This window comes from Actinomadura pelletieri DSM 43383 (genome assembly GCF_003634705.1).
Classification (GTDB): Bacteria; Actinomycetota; Actinomycetes; order Streptosporangiales; family Streptosporangiaceae; genus Spirillospora; species Spirillospora pelletieri.
In genome coordinates, this window is record NZ_RBWU01000004.1 from 512,534 (window position 1) to 532,904 (window position 20,371).

Below are 20,371 nucleotides of genomic sequence, written 5' to 3' on the forward strand. Positions count from 1 at the left end.
GCGGTCAAACCAAGCCGCGGGGGAAGGACGCAGAAGATGACAGCACCCAGACCCCGCGCCGCCGCCCGCGCCATCGCCCGTGCCGCCGCACACCGGGTCGCGGTGGACGGGTGGATCGTCGTGCAGGCGACCCTCGGCGCCGGCGTCGCCTGGAGCATCGCCACGTACCTGCTGGAGCACCCCGCGCCGTTCTTCGCCCCGATCGCGGCGATCATCGCGCTGATCGCCAACCTCGGGGAACGCGGCGTGAACGCGATCCGGCTCATCCTTGGCGTGATCCTCGGCCTGGTGATCGGTGACCTCGTGCTCATCACGATCGGATCCGGTTTCGGTGTGATGGCGGTCGCCGTCTTCACCGCCCTGGCCATCGCGCGCCTTGTCACCGACCAGCCGCTCGTCGCCGTCCAGGCCGCGTTCAGCGCGATCCTGGTGGTGGCCGTCGGAGACATGGCAAGCGGCCTGGAACGTCTCGTGGACGCCCTGATCGGCACCGGGGTCGCTCTGGTGTTCACCCAGCTCCTTTTCCCCCCGGAACCAATCTCACTTATGCGCCGGGCCGAAAAGTCGGCGCTCACCGCGGTCGCCGGCGGTCTCGCGACGGCCGCACGCGCCATCGCCGAAGACGACGACGACCTCCGCGGCCGGGCCGTCGGGGAACTGCGCCAGGTCCGCGACCGCCTGACCGAGCTGCGCCGCGCCGGCCGGGCCAGCACGAACGTCACCCGCCGCACCCTGGGATGGCGGGCTCGCGCGACCGTCGTCGTCCAGGAGAACGAGAACGCCGAGCACCTCGACCTGCTCGCCGACAGCTGCCTCATGCTCACACGCCTCGTCGCGTCGGCCCCCTCCGACACCCGGCGCAAAGTCCGGCAACCGGTCCACGACCTCGCGGACGTGATCGCCGCGCTGGCACGTGCGCTCGGCGACGTCCGAACACGGCAGGACGCCGCGAACCGCGCGCTGGAACTGGCCTCCTGCACCGCCGCGCTGGACCAGTCCGCCGATGCGGACCTGGCGCTCCTGGCCCACAGCCTCCGCATGGTCGCCACCGACATCATCACCTTCGCCGGCGTCGACCCCGACGAGGCGACCGAGGCCGTCCGCGAAGGCGCGCTCGACCAGCGCGTGCCACCACCGGCGACCTCATCCCACTCATCCCACCGGTTGCTCGGCTGGGCCCGGCGACTTCGACGCAGATCTCCCTAGCAACCACACCCCGGGAGCCGAACGGAGGTAAAGGGGCCGCGGGCCGAATGGACGTCGGTGTACCGGGTGCTGACGGCCATCCGGGAGTAATGATCAGCGGTCTTGTCGCTGGTGGTGTGCGGCCCCGCTGATCGGGGAGGGGCGGCCAGCCGACTGGTGGTGGACGGCCACCCGGGATGGTGACGGGCGGACAGCGAAGGTGAAGGCGGAGCGTGCAGACGCCCGAGACTCGGCTCGGGAGTTGATCACGGGGCAGATTGGCGCTCGGGGTGCGAGCGCTGGTCGGGACTGGTGGGGTGGGTCGGCTCGGGGTGGCCGCTCATCCAGCGGAGCAGGCGGAAGGCGCGTTCGTTGATGGGGGCTGGGGCGAAGACCGCAGTGAGCAGGACGGTGAGCAGAAGGGTGAGCTCGGCGCTGGCGAGGATGGCGGCCAGGTCCGGGTTGATGAGCGCGACGCCTGTGGGGACGGCCAGGACGGTGGTGGCCAAGCCGAAGGAGGCTCCACGGTTGGGCGGACCACCGGCGGCGGGTTGGGTGGGAGGGGTCATTCTTGGCGTCCTCGGGAGTGGCCGGCGCCACGGACGTGGCGTTGCAGAGTGGCTGTCCAGGCCCAGGCGATGGCGGCCGGGGCATGCAGGAGGAAATCGCGCAGCAGTTCGGGGTGCTCGTCAGGCTCGTAGTCGAAGAGGGCCTCGGCGACGTCGTCGCGCCACCGTCTGCCGTACTCGGGGGGCATGAACGCCGCAGCCGCTCGAATCAACCGGGGAGCGTTTGTATCGACGATGAGGTCGACCGGTGCCGGTCTCAAGGACGTGCAAGCCGAGTTGAGGACGCCGGCCAGGATCCGGACCAAGACCACCACGGTCAACATGGTCACGCTCAGCACGCCGAGGAGGAGCCCGAACGCGAAAGCCAAGCCGCCGGCCTCGATGGCCAGGTGGAAGAGAATCCAGCTGGGCGGGTCAGTGGTGGAGACGCCGTCGTCCCCCGAGGCCCACATGATCGTAAGGACGGTGCCGCAGATGCTCCCTGTGATCGCGAAGAGGGTGAGCAGGGTCCTGACACGTTCGAAGATCGCGATCATCTTCCGGCGGTGGCGACTGGACAGCGCGCTGACGATCAGCATCACGCCAACGAGCGCACTTCCTGCTAAGAAACCCAGGGCGCCGCATTCGTAGCTGAACCATGCCGCTCCGTAATCGGGGTCGGGCTCGACCCACGTGCTGGTCTTAAGGAAATCAACGGCCCCGGCGTGACCAGCGGCGCGGCTGACGTGGCTGACGTAACCGGCGACGGCGGTCAACAGGGTGCCGCTGAAAGAGGCCAAGATCAGGGCGCCGAGGCTGTGTACGGCAAGTTCGAAGGTGCGGCGGGCCCGGGGGCGACTGGAGGTCGTCATCAGAAGGCTGCACCGCCCTCGGTCAGGCCGCGCAGGGCGCGAGGACGGCGGGCGCCGGCCAGAGCGGCGCCGGCCTGGGCGGCGCCGTTGGCGGTGAGCCGGTAATAGCGGCGAGCGGGCCGCTTTTCCACATGCGGGTCGATGTCTTCCTTGCGGGAGGTGACCCAGCCCTCGGTTTCCAGCCGTACCAGGATCGGGTGGGTGGTGCCGGGCATCAGCCCGGTCTCTTGTGAGAGTTCCCGGCCGTAGAGTTCGCGGGTGGGGTCGCGCAGCAGCGCCTGCACTACCAGCTGGGTCTGCAATGTCATCCGGATAGCCACGCTTTAACTCTAACTAGGTCCCCGTCGTCTGTCCATATCAGAACTCAAACTAGGTTCGTCCGGCGGAGTTCGGTCAGGATCGGGGTCGGGTTCGTACTGGGCGTCGTAGAAGGGGCGGCCGGAATACGGACGAAAGAGGCCGCGGCTAGGTGTTCGCCGAGGTCAGCGGTGTCGGCGGGCGGGGTCTAGCTGTGCGAGGGCGGCGCCGACGGCTTCGGCGCCGACGCTGGTGTAGATCGCCCGGCTGCGGATGTTCTCGTGCCCGGACAGGGCCATGAGCATCGGCGCCGACCAGCCGTCCTCGGTCAGGAGAGTGAGCCGGGAGCGGCGGAGTTGGTGGAGGGTGAAGCCGCGCTGGCGGGGATCGTGTCGTCTGGCGGCCTGCCCGAAAAGATGCTCGGCGCGTTGGTAGGACAACCGGCCCCGGCCGGTGTGCGGGCACAGGTCGGATGCTGCGGGCGTGCGCGCCGGTGCCGGGCGCCGATCGCCCAGGAAGAGCGGCCCGCGGCCTGCGATGAGGCGGGGCAGCAGGCGGGTGATTCCGGATGCCAGTGGATCCAGCGGACGGTACTGCCTTTGCCGGTGATGCGTCCGCGTCCGTTGTCCAGGTCCAGGTCTTCGATGCTGAGTGCGAGGGCCTCGTCGGCCCGCGCTGACGATTCGTAGAGGAGGTCGTCGCTGAACAGATCGGTGTCGACGCGGGGTGCGTTCGCCGCGGACGGGCGACGTGGGCAGACGGTGTACGAGCATTCCTGGAAGATCCGCGAGCTGCTGGGTCACCGGGACTTCGCCGAGGCGGAGGCGAGGTGCGCCGCCATGTCGCGGCGCGGAAGCGTCTTGCTGTGCCTCCTCGTGCGCGTTTCCCTACGGGTGCCGGTTTCCGTCTCCGTGTGCGTCCCGGTGCGCGCCTTCGTGTGTGTGCCGGTGTGCCTCGCCGTTCGCGTCCCCGGTGGGCGTTTCCGTGGGCGTTTCGGTACGCGTTGCCGGTCGTCTTGGCGCGGGTGGGGTCAGCGGGCGAACGCTATGGCCGCGCCTGCGCTGATGACGACCGCGATGACGACCAGGACCAGGGAGGTGCTCAGCGGGTCGCGGCGCGGTGGCGGCGCCTTTCGTGCGCGGGGGGCGATGTGCGCCCGGACCGGTGCGGGCTTCTTGGGTGGGGACGGTTCCGGGCGCGCCTGGGGAGGTCGTGGGGGAGCGGGCGGTACGGCTGCGACGGGCCGGGGTTGGGGTGGGCGCGGCGGTGGCGCAGGAGTGTTCGTGGGTGGTGCCGGGGACGGTGGCACTGACGGCTCTGGGGGCTCGGGCGGTGGCGGAGTCGGCGATGGCGGAGTCGGTGGGGGCGGGGGAGTGGGTGTTGGGGGAGTGGGGGGTGGCGGAGCCGGTGTCGGCGGTGGGGTGGGTGGGGGCGGCGGGCATCCGCGGGGGCCGCGGGCGAGGTCGGCGCCGAGGGTGATCTCGATGTCGATGCACAGGCTGATTCGTGGCTTCGGTAGGGGGTCGGCGGTGGCCGCGGGGACCGGGCCGGCTGCGGCGGCGGCCAGTGTCAGGGCCACTGCCAGAGCGGGTGGGACGGTCAGCGCGGTGGTGGGCGGGATGCGGCGCACGCTCAGCCACCTCCGGCGATGCGTCGCAGGTCGGACTGCAGTTCCGTGAAGGCGTCCGGGTCCACGGCCAGGGGGCCTTCGAAGGCGTGGGAGATGTCGATGGTCAGGTACGTTCCGGCGGCGAGCAGCGCGGCCATCAGGGCCAGGGGGATCAGGGCCGCGCCGCGCGGGCGGGCGCCGGCGAAGAAGGGGAGCAGCGTGACCGTGATTCCGGTGAGGACGGTGATGACGAGCAGGCCGGCGGGGGGTGAGGTGTCGGCGTCCATGGCGCGCTGGCGTCTGGCGGCGGAGATCTCGCCGAGGTGGTCCAGGACGGCGTTGCGGGCGTCCTTGGTCTCGTCGGTGTCGGCCTTGATCGCGATGACGTCGCGGCGCAGGGACTCCAGCAGCGTCCATCCCCGGGAGCTGAGCCGCCCGTCCTCCATGAGGCGCCATTCGGGGCCGCGGACCAGGTCGACGTAGTCGCGCAGGCCCTGCCGGACGTGCTGGGTGTCGGGCGGGCTCAGCCGTGCGGCGGCCCAGTAGGCCTCGGCGACGGCCTGGCTCTCGGTGTAGGTGTTGGAGCGCGCGGCGTCCGACGTCGTCCACGGCACGATGATGGCGATGGCGAACGCGAGCAGGAACAGCGCCGACAGCATGGCGCCGGTGTGGCCGGTGGTGGGGCCGTCGGGGGCGTCGTCGTCGACGCCGCCGCGCGTCCGCCGGACCAGCACGCTCGCCACGAGCACGACGCCGATGGCGCAGGTCGCGGCCGCAAAGTAGACGATCATGGCACTCCCCGGGGGATGGATTCGCCATCACTTCGCGTGATTATAGGTTCACGGTTGGTGTTTGTTGCGGGGGTTTCCGTTGATGTCACCTGAGGGTGAGGTGACTGCCCGGCGGGGGAAAGATGAGGGTGTCCTCCGGTGGGGGGTCGCGGGTGATTAGGTGATGGTTCTTGCGAAATGTGAGATCTATACCGGAAGATCTGTTGTGGAGAGTCCGGTATGGAGGATGATTCACGGATCCCGGTTGTGTGAGGGGAGGCGGCGATGGCGCCGCAGGGGAAACTGGACCTCGACCCGGAGGTGGTGCGCACCGCCCGGCGGCTGGCCGCCCGGGCCGCCGAGCCGATCATCCGGATGGCCCGATCCCACACCACCGTCTCCGTCGAGCGGGCCCTGCTGCGCCTGTGCGGGCTCACCGGCGCCGACGACGAGGGCCGCCCATGGGTCAACCACCTCACCGACGCCGTCCGCGACCAGGTCGGCCTCGAGCACGGCGTGGCCCCGCCGGTCTGGGACGCGCTCCTGAAGGGTCCGTACCGCTCCCTCGGTGACCTGGCCCGTGCCGCCGCGCGGGGGCGCGTCTCGTTCCGTCTGCCCGCCGGGACGGAAGCCGTTCATGCCCGCGCGGCCGCCGAGGAGGCCGCCCGCGCCGGCATCGCCCGCATCGACCGCCGCCGCGCCGAACGCGACGCCCTGCTGCGCGAACTGCCCGCCCCCGACATGGCCGACCCGCCCCGCCCGCTGGTGTACCTGATCGTGGCGACCGGTGACATCTACGAGGACATCCCGCAGGCGCAGGCCGCGGCCCGCGAGGGCGCCGACGTCGTCGCGGTGATCCGGTCGACCGGCCAGTCGCTGCTGGACTACGTCCCCGAGGGACCCACCCGCGAGGGGTACGCCGGCACGTACGCGACCCGCGAGAACTTCCGGCTCATGCGGGCCGCGCTGGACGACGTCTCCCGCGAACTGGGCCGGTACGTGCGGCTGACGAACTACGCGTCCGGGCTGTGCATGCCGGAGATCGCCGCGCTCGCCGGGCTGGAACGCCTGGACATGATGCTCAACGACTGCATGTACGGCATCATCTTCCGCGACATCAACCCCCGCCGGACGTTCATCGACCAGCGGTTCTCCCGGCAGATCCACGCCCGCGCCGGGATCATGATCAACACCGGTGAGGACAACTATCTCACCACCGCCGACGCCGTCGACGCCGCCCACACCGTGATCGTCAGCCAGTTGCTGAACGAACGGTTCGGGCACGAGGCGGGCCTGACCGACGCGCAGCTCGGCCTCGGTCACGCGTTCGAGATCGACCCGGCGATCCCCGAGTCGTTCCGGTTGGAGCTCGCGCACGCCCAGCTGGTCCGGGAGCTGTTCCCCGCCGCGCCGCTGAAGTACATGCCGCCGACCAAGCACATGACCGGCAACATCTTCGCCGGCTACCTGCTGGACGCGTTCTTCAACCTCGCGGGGGTGATGACCGGGCAGTCGATCATCCTGATCGGGATGATGACCGAGGGCATCCACACCCCCTGGCTGTCGGACCGCGACCTCGCGCTGGAGAACGTCCGGTACGTCCGCGGCGCGTGCGGGAACCTCGCCGAGGACTTCCGGCCACGCCCGGACGGCATGCTCGTCCGCCGCGCGAAGCAGGTGCTGTCGGAGTCGGTGGACCTGCTCGCCCGCATCGCCGACGACGGGCTCCTGGACGCGATCGCCGAGGGCACCTTCGGCGTCACCCGCCGCCCACCGGACGGCGGCAAGGGCCTGGACGGCGTCGTCCCCCGCGCCGACGGGTACGTCAACCCCGCGATCGAGATCCTCGACGCCGAGAACCCGCACCCGGCCGCCGGCCCGGCCGAACAGGAGGTGCCCGCATGACGGTCGAGGTCCCGGGGCCGCACGCCCCCACCGATCCCGCCGACACCCGGCAGGTGATCCGCCCCTACGGCGACACCACCGGCGACGGCATGGTGCAGATGTCCTTCACCCTGCCCGTCCCGGCCGGGAAACGCGCCGACGCCGCCGCCCTGCAACTCGCCGGGAAGATGGGCCTGGACCCCGCCAGCGTCGTCCACTCCAAGCCGATGGGCCCCGACTTCACGTTCTTCATCGTGTACGGGAAGGCCCGGCACCTTGTCGACTACGCGTCCATTCCCGTCCCGGAGGAGCGCGCCTACCCGTTGTTGACGTCCCAGGAGGTGAACCTGGCGATCCGCCGGACGCTGAACCGGCGGCTGGTCGTCGTCGGCGCCTGCATCGGCACCGACGCGCACACCGTCGGCATCGACGCGATCCTCAACGTCAAGGGATTCGCGGGGGAGAAGGGCCTGGAGTACTACCGGGAGATCCAGGTGGTGAACATGGGCGCGCAGGTGACCGTGGCGGAACTGGTACGGCGCGCCAAGGCCGAGAACGCCGACGCCGTCCTGGTGTCGCAGGTCGTCACGCAGCGCAACGCGCACCTGCACAACACCAAGCAGATGGCCGCCGCGTTCCACGCCGAGTACCCGACCGCCGTCGCCGGGGGGATGGGACGGCCGCTGCTGGTCGTCGGCGGCCCCCGGTTCGACACCGTCACCGAGACCGATCTCGGCGTCGACCGGATCTTCGGGAGGGGCACCACGCCCGCCGAGGTCGCCAGCTACCTCGTCCACGCCCTGCTGCCCGCCGAGGCCGCACCTCTGGACGAGACGGACGATACGGAACAGACCGGTGAGGCGGGGGAGGGGCGATGAGCGGCGCGCGCGAGGGGATGACCGTCACGCACCGCCGGTACATCCCCTACTCCCACGCCCACTACGCCGGTGACCTCGTCGACGGCGCCTACGTGCTCGGGCTGTTCGGGGACGTGGCCACCGAGATGTGCGTCCGCGCCGACGGCGACGAGGGACTGTTCGCCTCCTACTCCGACGTGCAGTTCCGCGCCCCCGTCCGGGCCGGGGACGTCCTGGAGACCAGCGCCGTGCTCGTCCGTGTCGGCACCCGCAGCCGCGTCCTGGACTTCGAGGCCCGCGTGGTGTGCCGGGGCCGTCCCGACGCGGGGGAGTCGGCCGCCGAGGCGCTCGCCGAACCGATCGTCGCGGTCACCGCGACGGGCACCGTCGTCGTTCCGGCCCGCCAAAACCCCCGACCCCCGTGATCATGGTGTTGACCTGGGAGAACATGGAGTCGCCGCAGAACATGAGGCGGTTGACAAGGTGGCGGAAGCCGGTAGTTTTGCTGCAGTCCAGCACGGGACTCACCGATCGGCCGCCCGAGGCGCCGCCGGGCACCGCGCCACGACGGGACGGGGATCACGCGAGTGGTCGGCTGCCGTGCCCGCCCGAGCCAGCGTGGTGATCCGAGGCCGTGCCCCCGAGCGGAGCCGCCCGATCGGGCGGGGGGTTGGACCCGGGAAGGGCCCGGACATCCAGTAGAAAACGGAGCCTCGTTCTCACCGCCTGTGGGACGAACTCCGGCCCGACGGATGTCGCGGGCCCTCCTCCGTGTCCTCCCGTGCGCCCCTCTTTTGCCCCTCGTGTGCCCCTTGTGCCTTCCGTGGGCCCTTCGTGGGTGCGGTGTGAGGCCTGCCCGCCGCCACCGGTCCGGTCGCCGTGGGCGCTCCGGCCCGGTAGCGTTCCTGGCATCGGACCGAGGAACGAGGTGGGACGTGGCCCAGGAGACCCTTCCTGACCGGTCGTCGCCCGGCGGCCCCGGCCAGGATTCCGGCGGCTCCACGGGCCCGGCACCGGCGACCTGGCCGGACGGGCGGGCCGAGAGGTTGCGGCACTGGCTGCGCGTCGGCGGCCGCGCCGGTTGGCCCCGTACCCTCCGCGCCGTCACCGCCGGGCTGGTCATGTGGCCCGCGTTCCCGCCGTACGACCTCACGTTCCTGGCGCCCGTCGGGGTCGCGCTGTTCATCTTCGTCCTGCGCGGTCTGCCCGCCCGAACCGGCGCCTGGCTCGGCTTCGTCGCCGGCACCGCGTTCTTCCTGCCCGTCCTGGAGGGGATCGCCGCGATCGGGCCGGACGGGTGGATCGTGCTCAGCCTCGTCCAGGCCCTGTACTTCGTGCCCCTCGGCGCCGGGATCAGCCTGGTCACGCGGCTGCCGCTGTGGCCGCTGTGGACGGCCGCGCTGTGGGTCGGCGAGGAACTGGTCCGCGGGCACGTCCCGTTCGGCGGGTTCCCGTGGGCGCGGCTCGCGTTCAGCCAGACGGCCACGGTCCTGACGCCCTACGCCTCCTACGGCGGCGCGCCTCTGGTCACGTTCCTGACCGCTTTGGTCGGCGGGCTGCTCGCCTACGCCGCCGTCGCCGCCCACCGCGCCCACACCGCCCACCGAACCCACACCGCCCACCGCGACCGGCTCCGCGCGGACGACCAGGCAGGCGGCGGAGCGAGCCCGCAGACCGACCGTGAGACGGGCGGTGAAACGGGCGGTGAGACGCGGGCGGACCGTGTCCGGCGGTTCCCGACGCCCGGCCGGCGGTCCGGTCTCCTGGCCGCGCTGCTGCCCGTCGGGGCCGCGCTCGGCGCCGTCGCGGCGCTCGCCGGGGGCGGGGCGCTGATCCCCACCCCCACCGCCGGACGTCCCGTCACCGTCGCCGTCGTCCAGGGCAACGTGCCCCGTCTCGGCCTGGACTCGCTGGGCCAGCGCAAGGCCGTGCTGAACAACCACGTCCGGGTCACCCACGAACTGGCCGCCAAGGTCCGCGCCGGCACCCTTCCCCGGCCCGAGCTGGTGGTGTGGCCCGAGAACGCCAGCGACCTGGACCCCTACAGCGAACCAGAGGCCTACATGGCCATCGACGGCGCGGTGAAGGCCGTCGGTGTCCCCGTCCTGGTCGGCGCCCTCACCGACACCCCCGACGGCGAGAAGGTCGAAAACCGCGGCATCGTCTGGGATCCGCGCACCGGGCCCGGCGACTACTACGTCAAACGGCATCCCGTCCCCTTCGGGGAGTACCTGCCGTTCCGCGACGTCCTCACCAAGCTGATCACACGGTTCGAGCGGATCCCCCGCGACTTCGCCAAGGGCACCCGCTCCGGCGTGATGCGGCTCGGCCCGGTGACCGTCGGCGACGTGATCTGCTTCGAGGTCGCCTACGATCGGGAGGTCCGCGACGTGGCGCGCGGCAGTCTGCTGGTCGTGCAGACCAACAACGCCACCTACGGCCGGACCAGCCTGCCGCCGCAGCAGGTCGCGATGTCCCGGCTGCGCGCGGTCGAACATGGCCGTACGATCTTGGTTGCCGCGACCAGCGGCATCAGCGCGATCGTCGCCCCGGACGGCCGGATGATCGACAGGTCCGGGGAGTTCGTCCCGGACCTGCAGGTCGCCACCGTCCAGGCGCGGACGTCGCGGACGCTCGCCGACCGGGTCGGCGCGGCGCCCGAACGGGTGCTCGCGGTGCTCGGGCTCGGCGCGGTCTGCGCGGCGGCGTGGACGGCGGTCAGGAAGGACGAGGGGAACTGACACCGATGGACATCCCAGCCGACCTCGGCCGGGTGCTCGTGATCATCCCGACGTACAACGAGCGGGACAACATCGAACGCATCGCCGCCCGGGTGCGCGAGGCCGTTCCGTCGGTGGACCTGCTGGTCGTCGACGACGCCAGCCCGGACGGCACCGGCGAGGTCGCCGACGCCATGGCCGACAAGGACGAGCAGATCAAGGTCCTGCACCGGGCGGGCAAGGACGGTCTCGGCCCCGCCTACATCGCCGGTTTCCGGTGGGCGGCCGACCACGGCTACGACGTCATGGTCGAGATGGACGCCGACGGTTCGCACCAGCCGGAGGAACTGCCGCGGCTGCTGACCGCGCTGCAGGACGCCGACCTGGTCATCGGCGCCCGCTGGATCCCCGGCGGCAAGGTCCTCAACTGGCCCAAGCGGCGGGAGGCGCTGTCGCGCGGCGCCAACACCTACGCCCGGCTGATGCTCGGCATCCCCCTGCACGACGCCACCGGCGGCTACCGCGCGTTCCGCGCCGCGACCCTCGACAAGATCGGGTTGGACGGCGTCGACTCGCGCGGCTACTGCTTCCAGATCGACCTGGCGCTGCGGGCGTTGCGGCGGGGCCTGCTCGTCAAGGAGGTCCCGATCACCTTCGTCGAACGCGTCCACGGCACCAGCAAGATGAGCCGCGACGTCATGATGGAGGCGGCGGTGCGCATCACCCAGTGGGGCATGGCCGCCCGCGCCCGCAGGGCCCGCGCCCGCAGGCTCGAACGCGCCCGCCGCTGAACCCCCGCCCGCCCCGCCGGGAAACGTTGGGGGGCGTTCCGGCGTTGTCAGGGGAGAGAGGGATTCTCCCCGCGACCCGAAGATGGAGTCATGCTGCCGCTGCTACTGGTCCTGGCGTTCCTGGTGATGCCCGTCCTGGAGATCTACGTGATCATCCAGGTGGGCGGGGTGATCGGCGCCTGGCCCACGGTCGCGCTGCTGGTCGCCGAGAGCCTGCTCGGCGGCTGGATCGTGCGACGCGAGGGCCGCCGCGCGTGGCGGACCCTGGAGGCCACGCTGCGCCGCGGCGTCATGCCCGACCGGGAGATCGCCGACGCCGCCCTGATCCTGGCCGGCGGTGTGCTGCTGCTGACGCCGGGGTTCGTCACCGACGTGTTCGGGTTCGCGTTCGTGCTGCCGGTCACCCGTCCTCTCGTGCGCCGTGCCCTGTCCCGGTACGCGTCGCGGCGGGTCCGGGCCGCCGCGCACCAGGACGGGATCCGGACGCGCGTGGTGTTCCCGCCCGGCTTCGGACGGGCGCAGACCCCGCCGGGACCGGTGGTCCGCGGCGAGGTCATCGACGACGTCACCGAGGGCGACGACTCCCCATCCCGCGCCTGACCGCTCAGGCGTCCCGGACGGCGAACAGCACCCCGCCGACCAGCATCGCCGCCGCCGCGTACCCGGCCAGCAGGCCCAGGCCCGGCCACGGCCCGATCGGGAGCCGTTCCAGGCCCCGCGTGGACTGGACGGCCAGTCCCGCCGACATCGGCGCGACCTTCTCCAGCCGTTCCCGCCATTCCGCGTCCCCGACGAACCGCGTGACGATCGGGACGATCCACAGCAGCGCCAGCACCGCCGTGGTCGCCGCCGCCGTGTCCCGCAGGGCCGTCGCGACACCGAGGGACAGCAACGCCACCAGCACCAGGTACAGGACGGTCCCGGCCGCGGCCCGCGCCGTGGCGCCGTCCAGCGGCGACAGCGGCGGATACCCGTGCTCGGCGGTGAACCCGTTGCGGGGCAGGATCCCCCGGCCCGCCGCCAGCGCCGCCAGCACCCCGGCCGTTCCCGCGGCGGCGACGGCGGCGGCGACCACGGTCGCCTTGGCGGCCAGGACCGTGCCGCGGCGCGGCGTCGCCGCCAGCGTCGCGGTGATCGTCCCGGTGGCGTACTCGCCGCCGACCGCGAGGACGCCGAGGAGGACCGCGGCGATCTGGCCGAGCCGCACGCCCGACAGCGCCAGCCTCGGCGTGTCCTCCGCGCAGCCGGCGGGGGTCGGGCAGTGCGCGGTGTCGACGCCGCCGGTCATCGCGGCGCCGACCGCGACGGTGATCGCGGCCAGGGCGAGCAGCAGCCACCCGGTGCTCGGCAGCGTCCTCAGCTTGGTCCACTCGGCGAGCACCGCCCGGCCCGCCATGCCCGCCGTGCCGGACGCCACGCCGCCTGTCACGCCGCCTGTCACGCCGCGTCCCGTCGCCTGACCAGCCACGTCGCGACGACCAACGTCGCCGCCGTGTACGCGCACAGCACCCCGAATCCGGCCCACGGGCCGATCGCCCGGTCGTGCCGGTCGACGGTGTGCTGCATCGCGAACCCGGCGGCGGGGGTGACCCGCTCCAGCCACCGCGCGGCCGACAGCGGCAGCCCGGTCGCCACGATCTGCGGCAGCAGCAGGAGCAGCAGCACGACCGTGATCGCGGGCGCGCTGCGCCGCACGATCGCCGCGACCGCCAGGGCGAACACCGCGACGACGCCCATCAGCGCCGCCGTGCCCAGCACGGCCCGCAGCACCGCCGGGTCCGACAGCGGCGGCGGCGCGAGCCCGCCCGCGCGCAGCACCGGCGCGGCCAGCAGCATCGCGCCGAACGCGGCGACCAGGCCCGCCGCCAGCGACGCCAGGCCCACCACGACCGCCTTGGCGGCCAGTACCCGGCCGCGCCGCGGGCTCGCCGCGAACGTCGTGCGCACCATGCCGCGCCGGTGCTCGGCCGTCACGAACAGCACCGCCACGGCGACGATCGCGACCTGCCCGAGCAGCACGCCGGTGAGGGTGACACGGGTGGTGTCCTCGGCGAACGGGTCGTGGCCGATGTCACCGGACCCGGCCAGCGTGTACGTCCCGTCCACCTGTGTGCGGCCGCCCGTGCCCGGGTCGGCGGGCCCGCCCGGGGCGCCGCGGTCGCGCCACCGGGCGCCGGGCCAGGCGGGCGACACCGACACGTGGTCGAAGGTGGCGCGGGTGTCGGAGGGCGCCGAGTCGACGGTCTCGCCGCCGAACCGGCGCTGGACCTTCGCCTCGTTCGGGGCGGCGACGAACATGCCGGCCAGGGCGGTTCGCGGCAGCCCGTCCAGGGTCACCGACCCGACACGCCGCCAGTCGCGCCCGTCCGCGGACTCGAATCCCGTCACGGTCGTGCCCGAGCGGTCCAGCCGCAGCCAGCGCGGCGCGGTGCCCGTCCCCTCCCCCTTCTGCCCGTCGCCTTTGTACCCGGTCTGGAGTCGGACGCCGTGTCCGGGTGTCACCATCAGCGCGGCGTAGGGGGTGGCGCGGTCGGCGCTGCCGCGGACCATCAGCCCCGCCTTCGCCCACGCGCCGCCGCCCTGCTGGGAGGTGACGCGGGCGATGACGGAGCCGTCCCCGGCCAGCGGCTGGTAGGCGTAGTGGCCCAGGTCGTGGATCTGCAACCGGCCCGGGTCGGAGATCTCCCGGCCCGCCCCGGTCGCCTGGGTGCCCGCGGCCGTCAGTAACGCCACCAGCACGGTCAACGCGACCGACGCCAGGAGGGTCAGCGTCCACCGGGGGACGGTCCGCAGCTTGGTCCATTCGGCCGTCAGCAGCCGTCCGAACCCGTCGCGGGCCTCGTCCTGGACGGTGCTGCGGTACGGCGGCACGGCGGTGGGCCCCGGGGCGGTCACGACGCGGTCCGCCCGGTCAGGGCCTGGAACTCCACGGCGTCCCTGGTCAGCTCCATGTAGGCCTCTTCCAGGGTGGCCCGGTGCGCGGCGACCCCGCTGAACGTCACCCCGGCGCCCGTCAGCAGGGTGATGATCCGCTCGGAGTCCAGGCCGGTGACGGTCAGCGCGTCCGTGCCGTGGGCGGTGACGGTCGCGCCCGCGTGCGCCAGCACGGTCATCGCCTCCTGCCGCCGGGCGGTGCGCACCTCCACCCGGCCGTCGGACGCGGCGTCCAGCAGCTCCCCGACACCGATGTCGGCGATCAGGCGGCCCCGGCCGATCACGACGAGATGGTCGGCGCCGCCCTCCAGCTCGCTCATCAGATGGCTGGACACCAGCACCGCCCGGCCCTCCCCGGCCAGCGACCGCAGCAGCCCCCGCATCCAGGTGATCCCGTCGGGGTCGAGTCCGTTCACCGGCTCGTCGAACATCAGCACGGGCGGGTCGCCGAGCAGCGCCGCCGCGATCCCGAGCCGCTGCCGCATCCCGAGCGAGAACGCGCCCGTCCGGCGCCGGGCCGCGCCGGTCAGCCCGGCCAGCTCGATCACCTCGTCGACGCGGCGGACGGGCAACCCGTTGGCGTGCGCGAGCCACCGCAGATGGTCGCGGGCCCGCCGCGCCGGGTGCACCGCCGACGCGTCCAGCATCGCCCCGAGCCGGCACAGCGGCGTGCGCAGCGACCGGTACGGCTTCCCGCCGACCAGCGCGGCGCCCGCGTCGGGCCGGTCCAACCCCATGATCACCCGCATGGTGGTGGACTTGCCGGCGCCGTTCGGGCCGACGAACCCGGTGACCCGACCCGGGGCGACGGTGAACGTCAGGCCGTCCACGGCGGTGGTCGACCCGTACCGTTTGGTCAGGCCCCGCACTTCGATGGTTGCGTCCATGGCCTGGGAGGCTACGGACCGCGGCGGCCCGGGGCATCCCACCGTGGGCCCGTTTCGGGCGGCGGGCACGGAGGGACCCGGCGTCCCTCCCCAGAGGGACGCCGCCGCGCCCGTGTTCACGCCACAATGATCAGCGTGGGTCGCAGCGAGAAGGGCGAGGACCGGGACACGCGGTGGCCGGGTCCGTGGCCCGCCGCCGGGGTCTGCCTGGCCCTGGCCGCAGCCGCCGAGGCGGTGCTGCGGACCGAGGGGGCCGGCACGGCACTGTCCCTGGCCATCGTGGTGGACGTGTGCGCGACGCTCCCGCTCGTCCTGCTCCGCGGCCGTGCCCGGGACCCCGACCGTGGGCGTGATCGTGGGCGTGATCGTGGGCGAGGCGCCGCCCCTGCGGCCGTGGCCGTCACCGCGGGCGCCGCCGCGGCGTGCGTCCTGCACCGCGGGGTGGCCGTGACGGCGGTCGTCGCGCTCGTCACCGTCTGGGCGGTGTACGTCCGGCGCCGGGTGCGGCGGCGCCGCGCCGCCGCCGCCGCGCGGGACGCCTCCCGGTGGGCGTTCGAGCACACGCTGCTGGAGCACACCGCCCGGGGCGAACGCGCCCGCATCGCCCGTGAGCTCCACGACGTCGTCGCCCACCACATCTCGATGATCTCCGTCCAGGCGGAGACCGCGCGGCTGGCCGTGTCCGGCATGCCGGACGAGGGCGCCGAACGCCTCCTGGCCATCGGCGACACCGCCCGGACCGCGCTGACCGAGATGCGCCGCCTGCTCGGCGTACTGCGCGAGGACGCGGACGCCGGACCGACCCGCCGCCCCCAGCCGGGCCTGCAGCAGCTCCTTGACCTGATCGACGAGACCCGCGCGTCAGGTCCCGCGAGCGTCCGGCTGCGCGTCCGTGGCGCCGTCACCGCCCTGGAACCGGGGGTGGAGCTCGCCGCCTACCGGATCGTGCAGGAGGCCCTCACCAACGCGCGGCGGCACGCGCCCGGCGCCGCCGTCGACGTGGAACTCGACTACGCCCCCGAGGCGCTGCGCGTCACCGTCCGCGACAACGGCCCCGGCCCCGGCGACGACGTCAAGACCGCCACGGAACACCGGGCCGGGCCCGAGGTGCCGGCGGCCGCGGGGCACGGGCTGCTCGGAATGCGGGAACGCGCCGCCGCCGTCGGCGGTGCGCTGCGCACCGGGCCCGGGGCGGTCGGCGGGTTCCTGGTGGAGGCGACGCTGCCGACGCCGTCGCCGGAGGGCGACCGGCCGTGACGGTCCGTGTCGTCGTCGTCGACGACCAGGAGGTCGTCCGCGCCGGATTCGGCGCCCTGCTCGGCACCCAACCCGACCTCGCCGTCGTCGGTACCGCCGACGACGGAGCCGCCGCGGTCCGCGTGTGCCGCGAGCGGCGGCCCGACGTCGTGCTGATGGACGTGCGAATGCCCGTCATGGACGGCATCGAGGCCACCCGCCGTATCGCCGCCGCCCCCGACGCCCCGCGGATCCTGATGCTCACCACGTTCGACCTCGACGAGCACGTGTACGACGCGCTGGTCGCCGGGGCCGGCGGGTTCCTGCTCAAGGACGTCACGGCCGAGCGGCTGTTCGACGCCGTGCGGATCGTCGCGGCGGGGGAGGCGCTGCTGGCGCCCGCGGTCACCCGCCGCCTGATCGGGGAGTTCGTCCGGCTCCGCCCGCGCGCGCCGTCGCGTCCGTCCGGCGCGCTGGGGGCGTTGACGGCCCGGGAGACCGACGTCCTGCGCCTGGTCGCCGAGGGCCTCAACAACGCCGAGATCGCCGCCCGGCTCACGGTGGGGGAGGAGACGGTCAAGACGCACGTCAGCCGCATCCTGCGCAAGCTGGGGCTGCGCGACCGTGTCCAGGCGGTCGTCACCGCCTACGAGAGCGGCCTGATCCTGCCCCGCCCCGACCGGTGACCCCGAGCCCGAGGACGCGGTGCCCGGACATGGGTCGGGCCCGTACCGTCACCGGTACGGGCCCGACCCGAAACTCCTGTGGCCCGTGCTGCTCGTTCCCCTTCGGTCGCTCAGGTGCCGCTCACGCGGACTTCCTGCGCCCCGCGCGCAGGATCTCCAGCCGTTCCGCGAGGACCTCCTCGAGGTCTTCGACGGTCCGGCGTTCCATGAGCATGTCCCAGTGCGTACGCGGTGGTTTACCCTTCTTCGCCTGGGGCAACTCCCCGTCGACCCGCAGGGCCGTGGCGCCGCAGTTGCGGCATTCCCAGGTCATCGGCACCTCGGCCTCGGCTGCGAGCGTCACGGTGAACCGGTGGCCCTTGGTACAGGTGTAGTCCACCTCTTGCCGAGGGGCCAGATCGGTGTTGCGATCGTTCTCGTAGCTCGTCGCTCCGAGTCGGGTGCCGCGAAGTGCGCGCTCGGCCATCGTCACGTGCCTCCCAGACGGCTTGCGGTCTTGCCCTGACCAACGCTGAATCCCGTGACAAGATTCCCCGGGGCGGCATGATCCAATCCTGTCGTTTGCGTCCGACCGCGGGCCGCGTGGGTCGCGCCGCCCGGTCGGGGCGTCACCGGCGGGACGCGATGACCTCGTCGATCAGCCCATAGTCCTTGGCCTCAGCGGCGGTGAGGAAACGCGCGCGATCAAGGTCACGGCGGACGGTCCGCGGGTCCCGGCCGGTCGCCTCCGCCAGGATCGCCTCGGTCTGCTCGCGCAGTCGCAGCAGCTCCCGGGCCTGGATGTCCAGATCGGCGGCGTGGCCGCGGGCCACCTCGATCTCCGGTTCCCGCAGCACGATCCGCGCCCCGGTCAGCGCCGCCCGCCGGCCCGGCGCGCCCGCCGCGAGCAGGACCGCGGCGGCGGCCCCGGCCTGCCCCACGCAGGTCGTCTCGATCGGCGGCCGGACGTAGCGCATCGTGTCGCAGATCGCCAGCATCGCCGTCAGGGACCCGCCGGGGGAGTTGATGTACAGGGCGATGGGCCGGTCGGCGTCCATGCCCTCCAGCGCCAGCAGTTGCGCGGTGACGTCGTTGGCGCTGGTGTCGTCCACCGGCGTCCCGAGGAACACGATGCGGTCCTCGAACAGCTTGTCGTAGGGGTCGGAGTCCTTGCGCCCGTAGGCGGTGCGCTCCTCGAACTCGGGGACGAGATGGCGCCGTTCCGCCCGTGTCATGTTCCCACCCGGTCGGTGCTGTCGACGACGTGGTCGACGAAGCCGTAGTCGCGGGCCTGTTCGGCGGTGAACCACGCGTCCCGGTCGCCGTCGGCCTGGATCCGTTCCAGCGGCTGCCCGGTGTGGAACGCGGTCCGTTCCGCCAGGGTCCGCTTGAGGTACAGCGACTGCTCCGCCTGGATCCTGATGTCGGACGCGGTGCCGCCGATCCCGCCGTGCGGCTGGTGCATCATCACCCGGGCGTGCCGGAGCGCGTACCGTTTGCCCCGCGTCCCGGCGCACAGCAGCGTCTGTCCCATGGACGCCGCCATGCCCATCACGACCGTGGATATGTCGTTGGGGACGAACTGCATCATGTCGTAGATCGCCATTCCGGCGTCCACGACCCCGCCGGGCGAGTTGATGTAGAGCGTGATGTCGCGCCGGGCGTCCTGCGCCGCCAGGAGCAGCAGCTGCCCGTTGACGCGGTTGGCGACCTGGTCGTCGATCTCGGTTCCGAGGAACACGATCCGCTGGGCGAGGAGCCGCTCGAACAGCTGCGCCTGCGCCGGGTGCGGGGCCTCGGTCACGCTGGCCCTCGCCCTGCCCGCGAACGTCTCCGCCGGTCGTCCGCCGTCCTGGTGCCACGGTTCGCCGCGCATACGCCCAAGCCTTTCTGTACGAAATGTACATTACGTACATGAGAACGTAGCGGGCGACCCCGGATCGGATCCAGGGGAGGACGGAGGGTTTCGCTATACGATGAATCACGTGGATGTTCCGGTAACCGAAGCACGCGCCCAGTTCGCCGACCTGGTGAACCGGGTCGCCTACACCGGCGAGCCCGTCAGACTGACGCGGCGGGGCCGGGTGATGGCCGCGCTGGTCAGCCCGGAGGATCTGGAGCTTCTGGAGATGATCCGGTCGCGGCGCGTCGAGGCGGCGAATGCCGGGCAACCGGCGGCCGGGCCCGTGGAGAACCCGCGACCGGCACCGGCACCGGCACCGATGCGGGTCGCGGCCGAGTACCGTCCGCCCGGCTTCACCCGCTGAGCCCTTTCGGGCCGGCCGGCGAGTGCCGGCGAGGTCAGGTGGTGGCGGTGGGGTGGTGCCACAGGCCGCGCGCGGCCATGACGTCGCGGAGCGTGAGAAGGTCGTCGGTCATGATGCCGTCCACGCCGAGGTCGAGGAGACGTTCCATGGCGGCGCGGTCGTTGACCGTCCAGGCGTGGACCTGCAGGCCCAGTTCGTGGGCGCGGGCGACGAACGCCTCGGTGACGAACGGGAGGGGCCCGAGGCCGTAGGGGACCTGGGCGCAGGCGACGCCGGTGGCGGCCAGCCGGACGAGTTTGGCGGCGGGGCCGCCGTAGGACTTGGCGCGCAGGGCCATGACGCCGCGGGGGCCGAGCGCGGTGCACACGTCGTGGTCGGTGAACAGGGGGAGCCGGGCGCGCATCTGGGCCAGCCTGCGGGTGGAGAACGAGGTGATGCACACCCGGTTCCAGGCCTTGGCGCGGTGCAGCGCGGCGGCGAGGGGTCCGATGACCGGGGCGTCCTTGAGATCGATGTTGACGCGCGCGTCCGGGAAGGTCGTGAGCAGTTCCTCCAGCCGGGGGATGGGCTCGGTCCCGCCGATGCGGGCCTTGGCGACCTGCGCGTAGGTCATCCGGGCGATGGTGCCGGCGCGGTCGGTGACGCGGTCCAGGGTGCGGTCGTGGAAGGCCACGACGATGCCGTCGGCCGTGGCGTGGGCGTCGGTCTCCAGGTAGCGGTAGCCGAGGTCGACGGCCCGTTGGAACGCGGCCATGGAGTTCTCGGGCGCCTCTCCGGCGCCCCCTCGGTGGGCGAAGGGGATCGGTCCGGGGTGGTCGAGGAATTCGTACGAGCCGCGCACCCGTCCGA

The 20,371-nt window shown here is 72.8% G+C and carries 22 protein-coding genes; 10 read left to right on the plus strand and 12 right to left on the minus strand.

Annotated elements, in window-relative coordinates:
- Positions 1-36 precede the first annotated feature (36 nt).
- Positions 37-1,206 carry an FUSC family protein gene (locus tag BZB76_RS20285; protein ID WP_121435944.1) on the plus strand — a complete coding sequence of 390 codons (1,170 nt, stop codon included), beginning with the start codon at positions 37-39 and terminating at the stop codon, positions 1,204-1,206.
- Positions 1,207-1,451: 245 nt separating this feature from the next.
- Here BZB76_RS20285 and BZB76_RS20290 read toward each other — a convergent pair whose 3' ends face one another.
- The 5 genes from BZB76_RS20290 to BZB76_RS20315 form a co-directional block, all read right to left on the minus strand.
- Positions 1,452-1,754 (minus strand): hypothetical protein, encoded by a 303-nt coding sequence (locus BZB76_RS20290; RefSeq protein ID WP_147449478.1) that lies wholly within the window; start codon positions 1,752-1,754, stop codon positions 1,452-1,454.
- A complete protein-coding gene (locus BZB76_RS20295) occupies positions 1,751-2,605 on the minus strand; it encodes a hypothetical protein (RefSeq protein ID WP_121435946.1) in 855 nt (284 codons plus the stop codon). Before BZB76_RS20295 ends, BZB76_RS20290 begins: the two co-directional genes overlap by 4 nt.
- Positions 2,605-2,925, minus strand: a complete 321-nt coding sequence (locus BZB76_RS20300) for a PadR family transcriptional regulator (protein WP_246007068.1) — start codon at positions 2,923-2,925, stop codon at positions 2,605-2,607. Before BZB76_RS20300 ends, BZB76_RS20295 begins: the two co-directional genes overlap by 1 nt.
- A gap of 162 nt (positions 2,926-3,087) precedes the next feature.
- Positions 3,088-3,342, minus strand: coding sequence for a tyrosine-type recombinase/integrase (locus BZB76_RS35940; RefSeq protein WP_246007069.1), 255 nt, complete (start codon positions 3,340-3,342; stop codon positions 3,088-3,090).
- 1,192 nt (positions 3,343-4,534) lie between these two features.
- A complete protein-coding gene (locus BZB76_RS20315; RefSeq protein WP_121435949.1) occupies positions 4,535-5,302 on the minus strand; it encodes a bestrophin-like domain in 768 nt (255 codons plus the stop codon).
- Positions 5,303-5,566: 264 nt separating this feature from the next.
- On the opposite strand from BZB76_RS20315, the gene kamD reads away from it, so the two are divergent.
- From kamD to BZB76_RS20345, 6 genes are all read left to right on the plus strand, one after another.
- Positions 5,567-7,186 carry a lysine 5,6-aminomutase subunit alpha gene (gene kamD, locus BZB76_RS20320; protein ID WP_121435950.1) on the plus strand — a complete coding sequence of 540 codons (1,620 nt, stop codon included), beginning with the start codon at positions 5,567-5,569 and terminating at the stop codon, positions 7,184-7,186.
- Positions 7,183-8,043, plus strand: a complete 861-nt coding sequence (gene kamE / locus BZB76_RS20325; RefSeq protein WP_121435951.1) for a lysine 5,6-aminomutase subunit beta — start codon at positions 7,183-7,185, stop codon at positions 8,041-8,043. Before kamD ends, kamE begins: the two co-directional genes overlap by 4 nt.
- Positions 8,040-8,447: a 3-aminobutyryl-CoA ammonia lyase gene (kal, locus tag BZB76_RS20330; protein WP_121435952.1), complete on the plus strand. Its 408-nt coding sequence runs from the start codon at positions 8,040-8,042 to the stop codon at positions 8,445-8,447. Before kamE ends, kal begins: the two co-directional genes overlap by 4 nt.
- A gap of 510 nt (positions 8,448-8,957) precedes the next feature.
- Positions 8,958-10,763: an apolipoprotein N-acyltransferase gene (gene lnt / locus BZB76_RS20335; protein ID WP_121435953.1), complete on the plus strand. Its 1,806-nt coding sequence runs from the start codon at positions 8,958-8,960 to the stop codon at positions 10,761-10,763.
- Positions 10,764-10,768: 5 nt separating this feature from the next.
- Positions 10,769-11,533, plus strand: coding sequence for a polyprenol monophosphomannose synthase (locus BZB76_RS20340; protein WP_121435954.1), 765 nt, complete (start codon positions 10,769-10,771; stop codon positions 11,531-11,533).
- Positions 11,534-11,623: 90 nt separating this feature from the next.
- Positions 11,624-12,133, plus strand: coding sequence for an FxsA family protein (locus tag BZB76_RS20345; RefSeq protein ID WP_246007070.1), 510 nt, complete (start codon positions 11,624-11,626; stop codon positions 12,131-12,133).
- A gap of 4 nt (positions 12,134-12,137) precedes the next feature.
- Here the strand turns inward: BZB76_RS20345 and BZB76_RS20350 are convergent, their stop codons facing one another.
- From BZB76_RS20350 to BZB76_RS20360, 3 genes are read right to left on the minus strand one after another with little or no spacing between them, the layout of a single operon-like run.
- Positions 12,138-12,974, minus strand: a complete 837-nt coding sequence (locus tag BZB76_RS20350) for an ABC transporter permease subunit (protein WP_246007071.1) — start codon at positions 12,972-12,974, stop codon at positions 12,138-12,140.
- Positions 12,971-14,428 (minus strand): DUF1349 domain-containing protein, encoded by a 1,458-nt coding sequence (locus tag BZB76_RS20355; RefSeq protein WP_211343088.1) that lies wholly within the window; start codon positions 14,426-14,428, stop codon positions 12,971-12,973. Before BZB76_RS20355 ends, BZB76_RS20350 begins: the two co-directional genes overlap by 4 nt.
- Positions 14,425-15,354 (minus strand): ABC transporter ATP-binding protein, encoded by a 930-nt coding sequence (locus tag BZB76_RS20360; protein WP_121435955.1) that lies wholly within the window; start codon positions 15,352-15,354, stop codon positions 14,425-14,427. The genes BZB76_RS20355 and BZB76_RS20360 overlap by 4 nt, the downstream gene beginning before the upstream one ends.
- A gap of 135 nt (positions 15,355-15,489) precedes the next feature.
- On the opposite strand from BZB76_RS20360, the gene BZB76_RS20365 reads away from it, so the two are divergent.
- A complete protein-coding gene (locus tag BZB76_RS20365) occupies positions 15,490-16,611 on the plus strand; it encodes a sensor histidine kinase (RefSeq protein WP_121436250.1) in 1,122 nt (373 codons plus the stop codon).
- Positions 16,608-17,276 (plus strand): response regulator, encoded by a 669-nt coding sequence (locus tag BZB76_RS20370; RefSeq protein ID WP_121435956.1) that lies wholly within the window; start codon positions 16,608-16,610, stop codon positions 17,274-17,276. Before BZB76_RS20365 ends, BZB76_RS20370 begins: the two co-directional genes overlap by 4 nt.
- 121 nt (positions 17,277-17,397) lie before the next feature.
- On the opposite strand, the gene BZB76_RS20375 is transcribed toward BZB76_RS20370, so the two are convergent.
- The 3 genes from BZB76_RS20375 to BZB76_RS20385 form a co-directional block, all read right to left on the minus strand.
- Entirely contained in the window at positions 17,398-17,742 is a 345-nt protein-coding gene (locus BZB76_RS20375; RefSeq protein ID WP_067802035.1) for an RNA polymerase-binding protein RbpA, read from the minus strand.
- A gap of 142 nt (positions 17,743-17,884) precedes the next feature.
- Positions 17,885-18,490 carry an ATP-dependent Clp protease proteolytic subunit gene (locus BZB76_RS20380; RefSeq protein WP_121435957.1) on the minus strand — a complete coding sequence of 202 codons (606 nt, stop codon included), beginning with the start codon at positions 18,488-18,490 and terminating at the stop codon, positions 17,885-17,887.
- Positions 18,487-19,131 (minus strand): ClpP family protease, encoded by a 645-nt coding sequence (locus tag BZB76_RS20385; RefSeq protein WP_121435958.1) that lies wholly within the window; start codon positions 19,129-19,131, stop codon positions 18,487-18,489. Before BZB76_RS20385 ends, BZB76_RS20380 begins: the two co-directional genes overlap by 4 nt.
- 100 nt (positions 19,132-19,231) lie before the next feature.
- Here BZB76_RS20385 and BZB76_RS20390 point away from each other — a divergent pair, with 100 nt between their 5' ends.
- The gene (locus BZB76_RS20390) at positions 19,232-19,522 is read left to right on the plus strand and encodes a type II toxin-antitoxin system Phd/YefM family antitoxin (protein WP_420534801.1); all 291 of its coding nucleotides are present in this window, start codon (positions 19,232-19,234) and stop codon (positions 19,520-19,522) included.
- A gap of 34 nt (positions 19,523-19,556) precedes the next feature.
- On the opposite strand, the gene BZB76_RS20395 is transcribed toward BZB76_RS20390, so the two are convergent.
- Positions 19,557-20,363 (minus strand): glycerophosphodiester phosphodiesterase family protein, encoded by an 807-nt coding sequence (locus BZB76_RS20395; protein ID WP_121435960.1) that lies wholly within the window; start codon positions 20,361-20,363, stop codon positions 19,557-19,559.
- Positions 20,364-20,371: the final 8 nt, after the last annotated feature.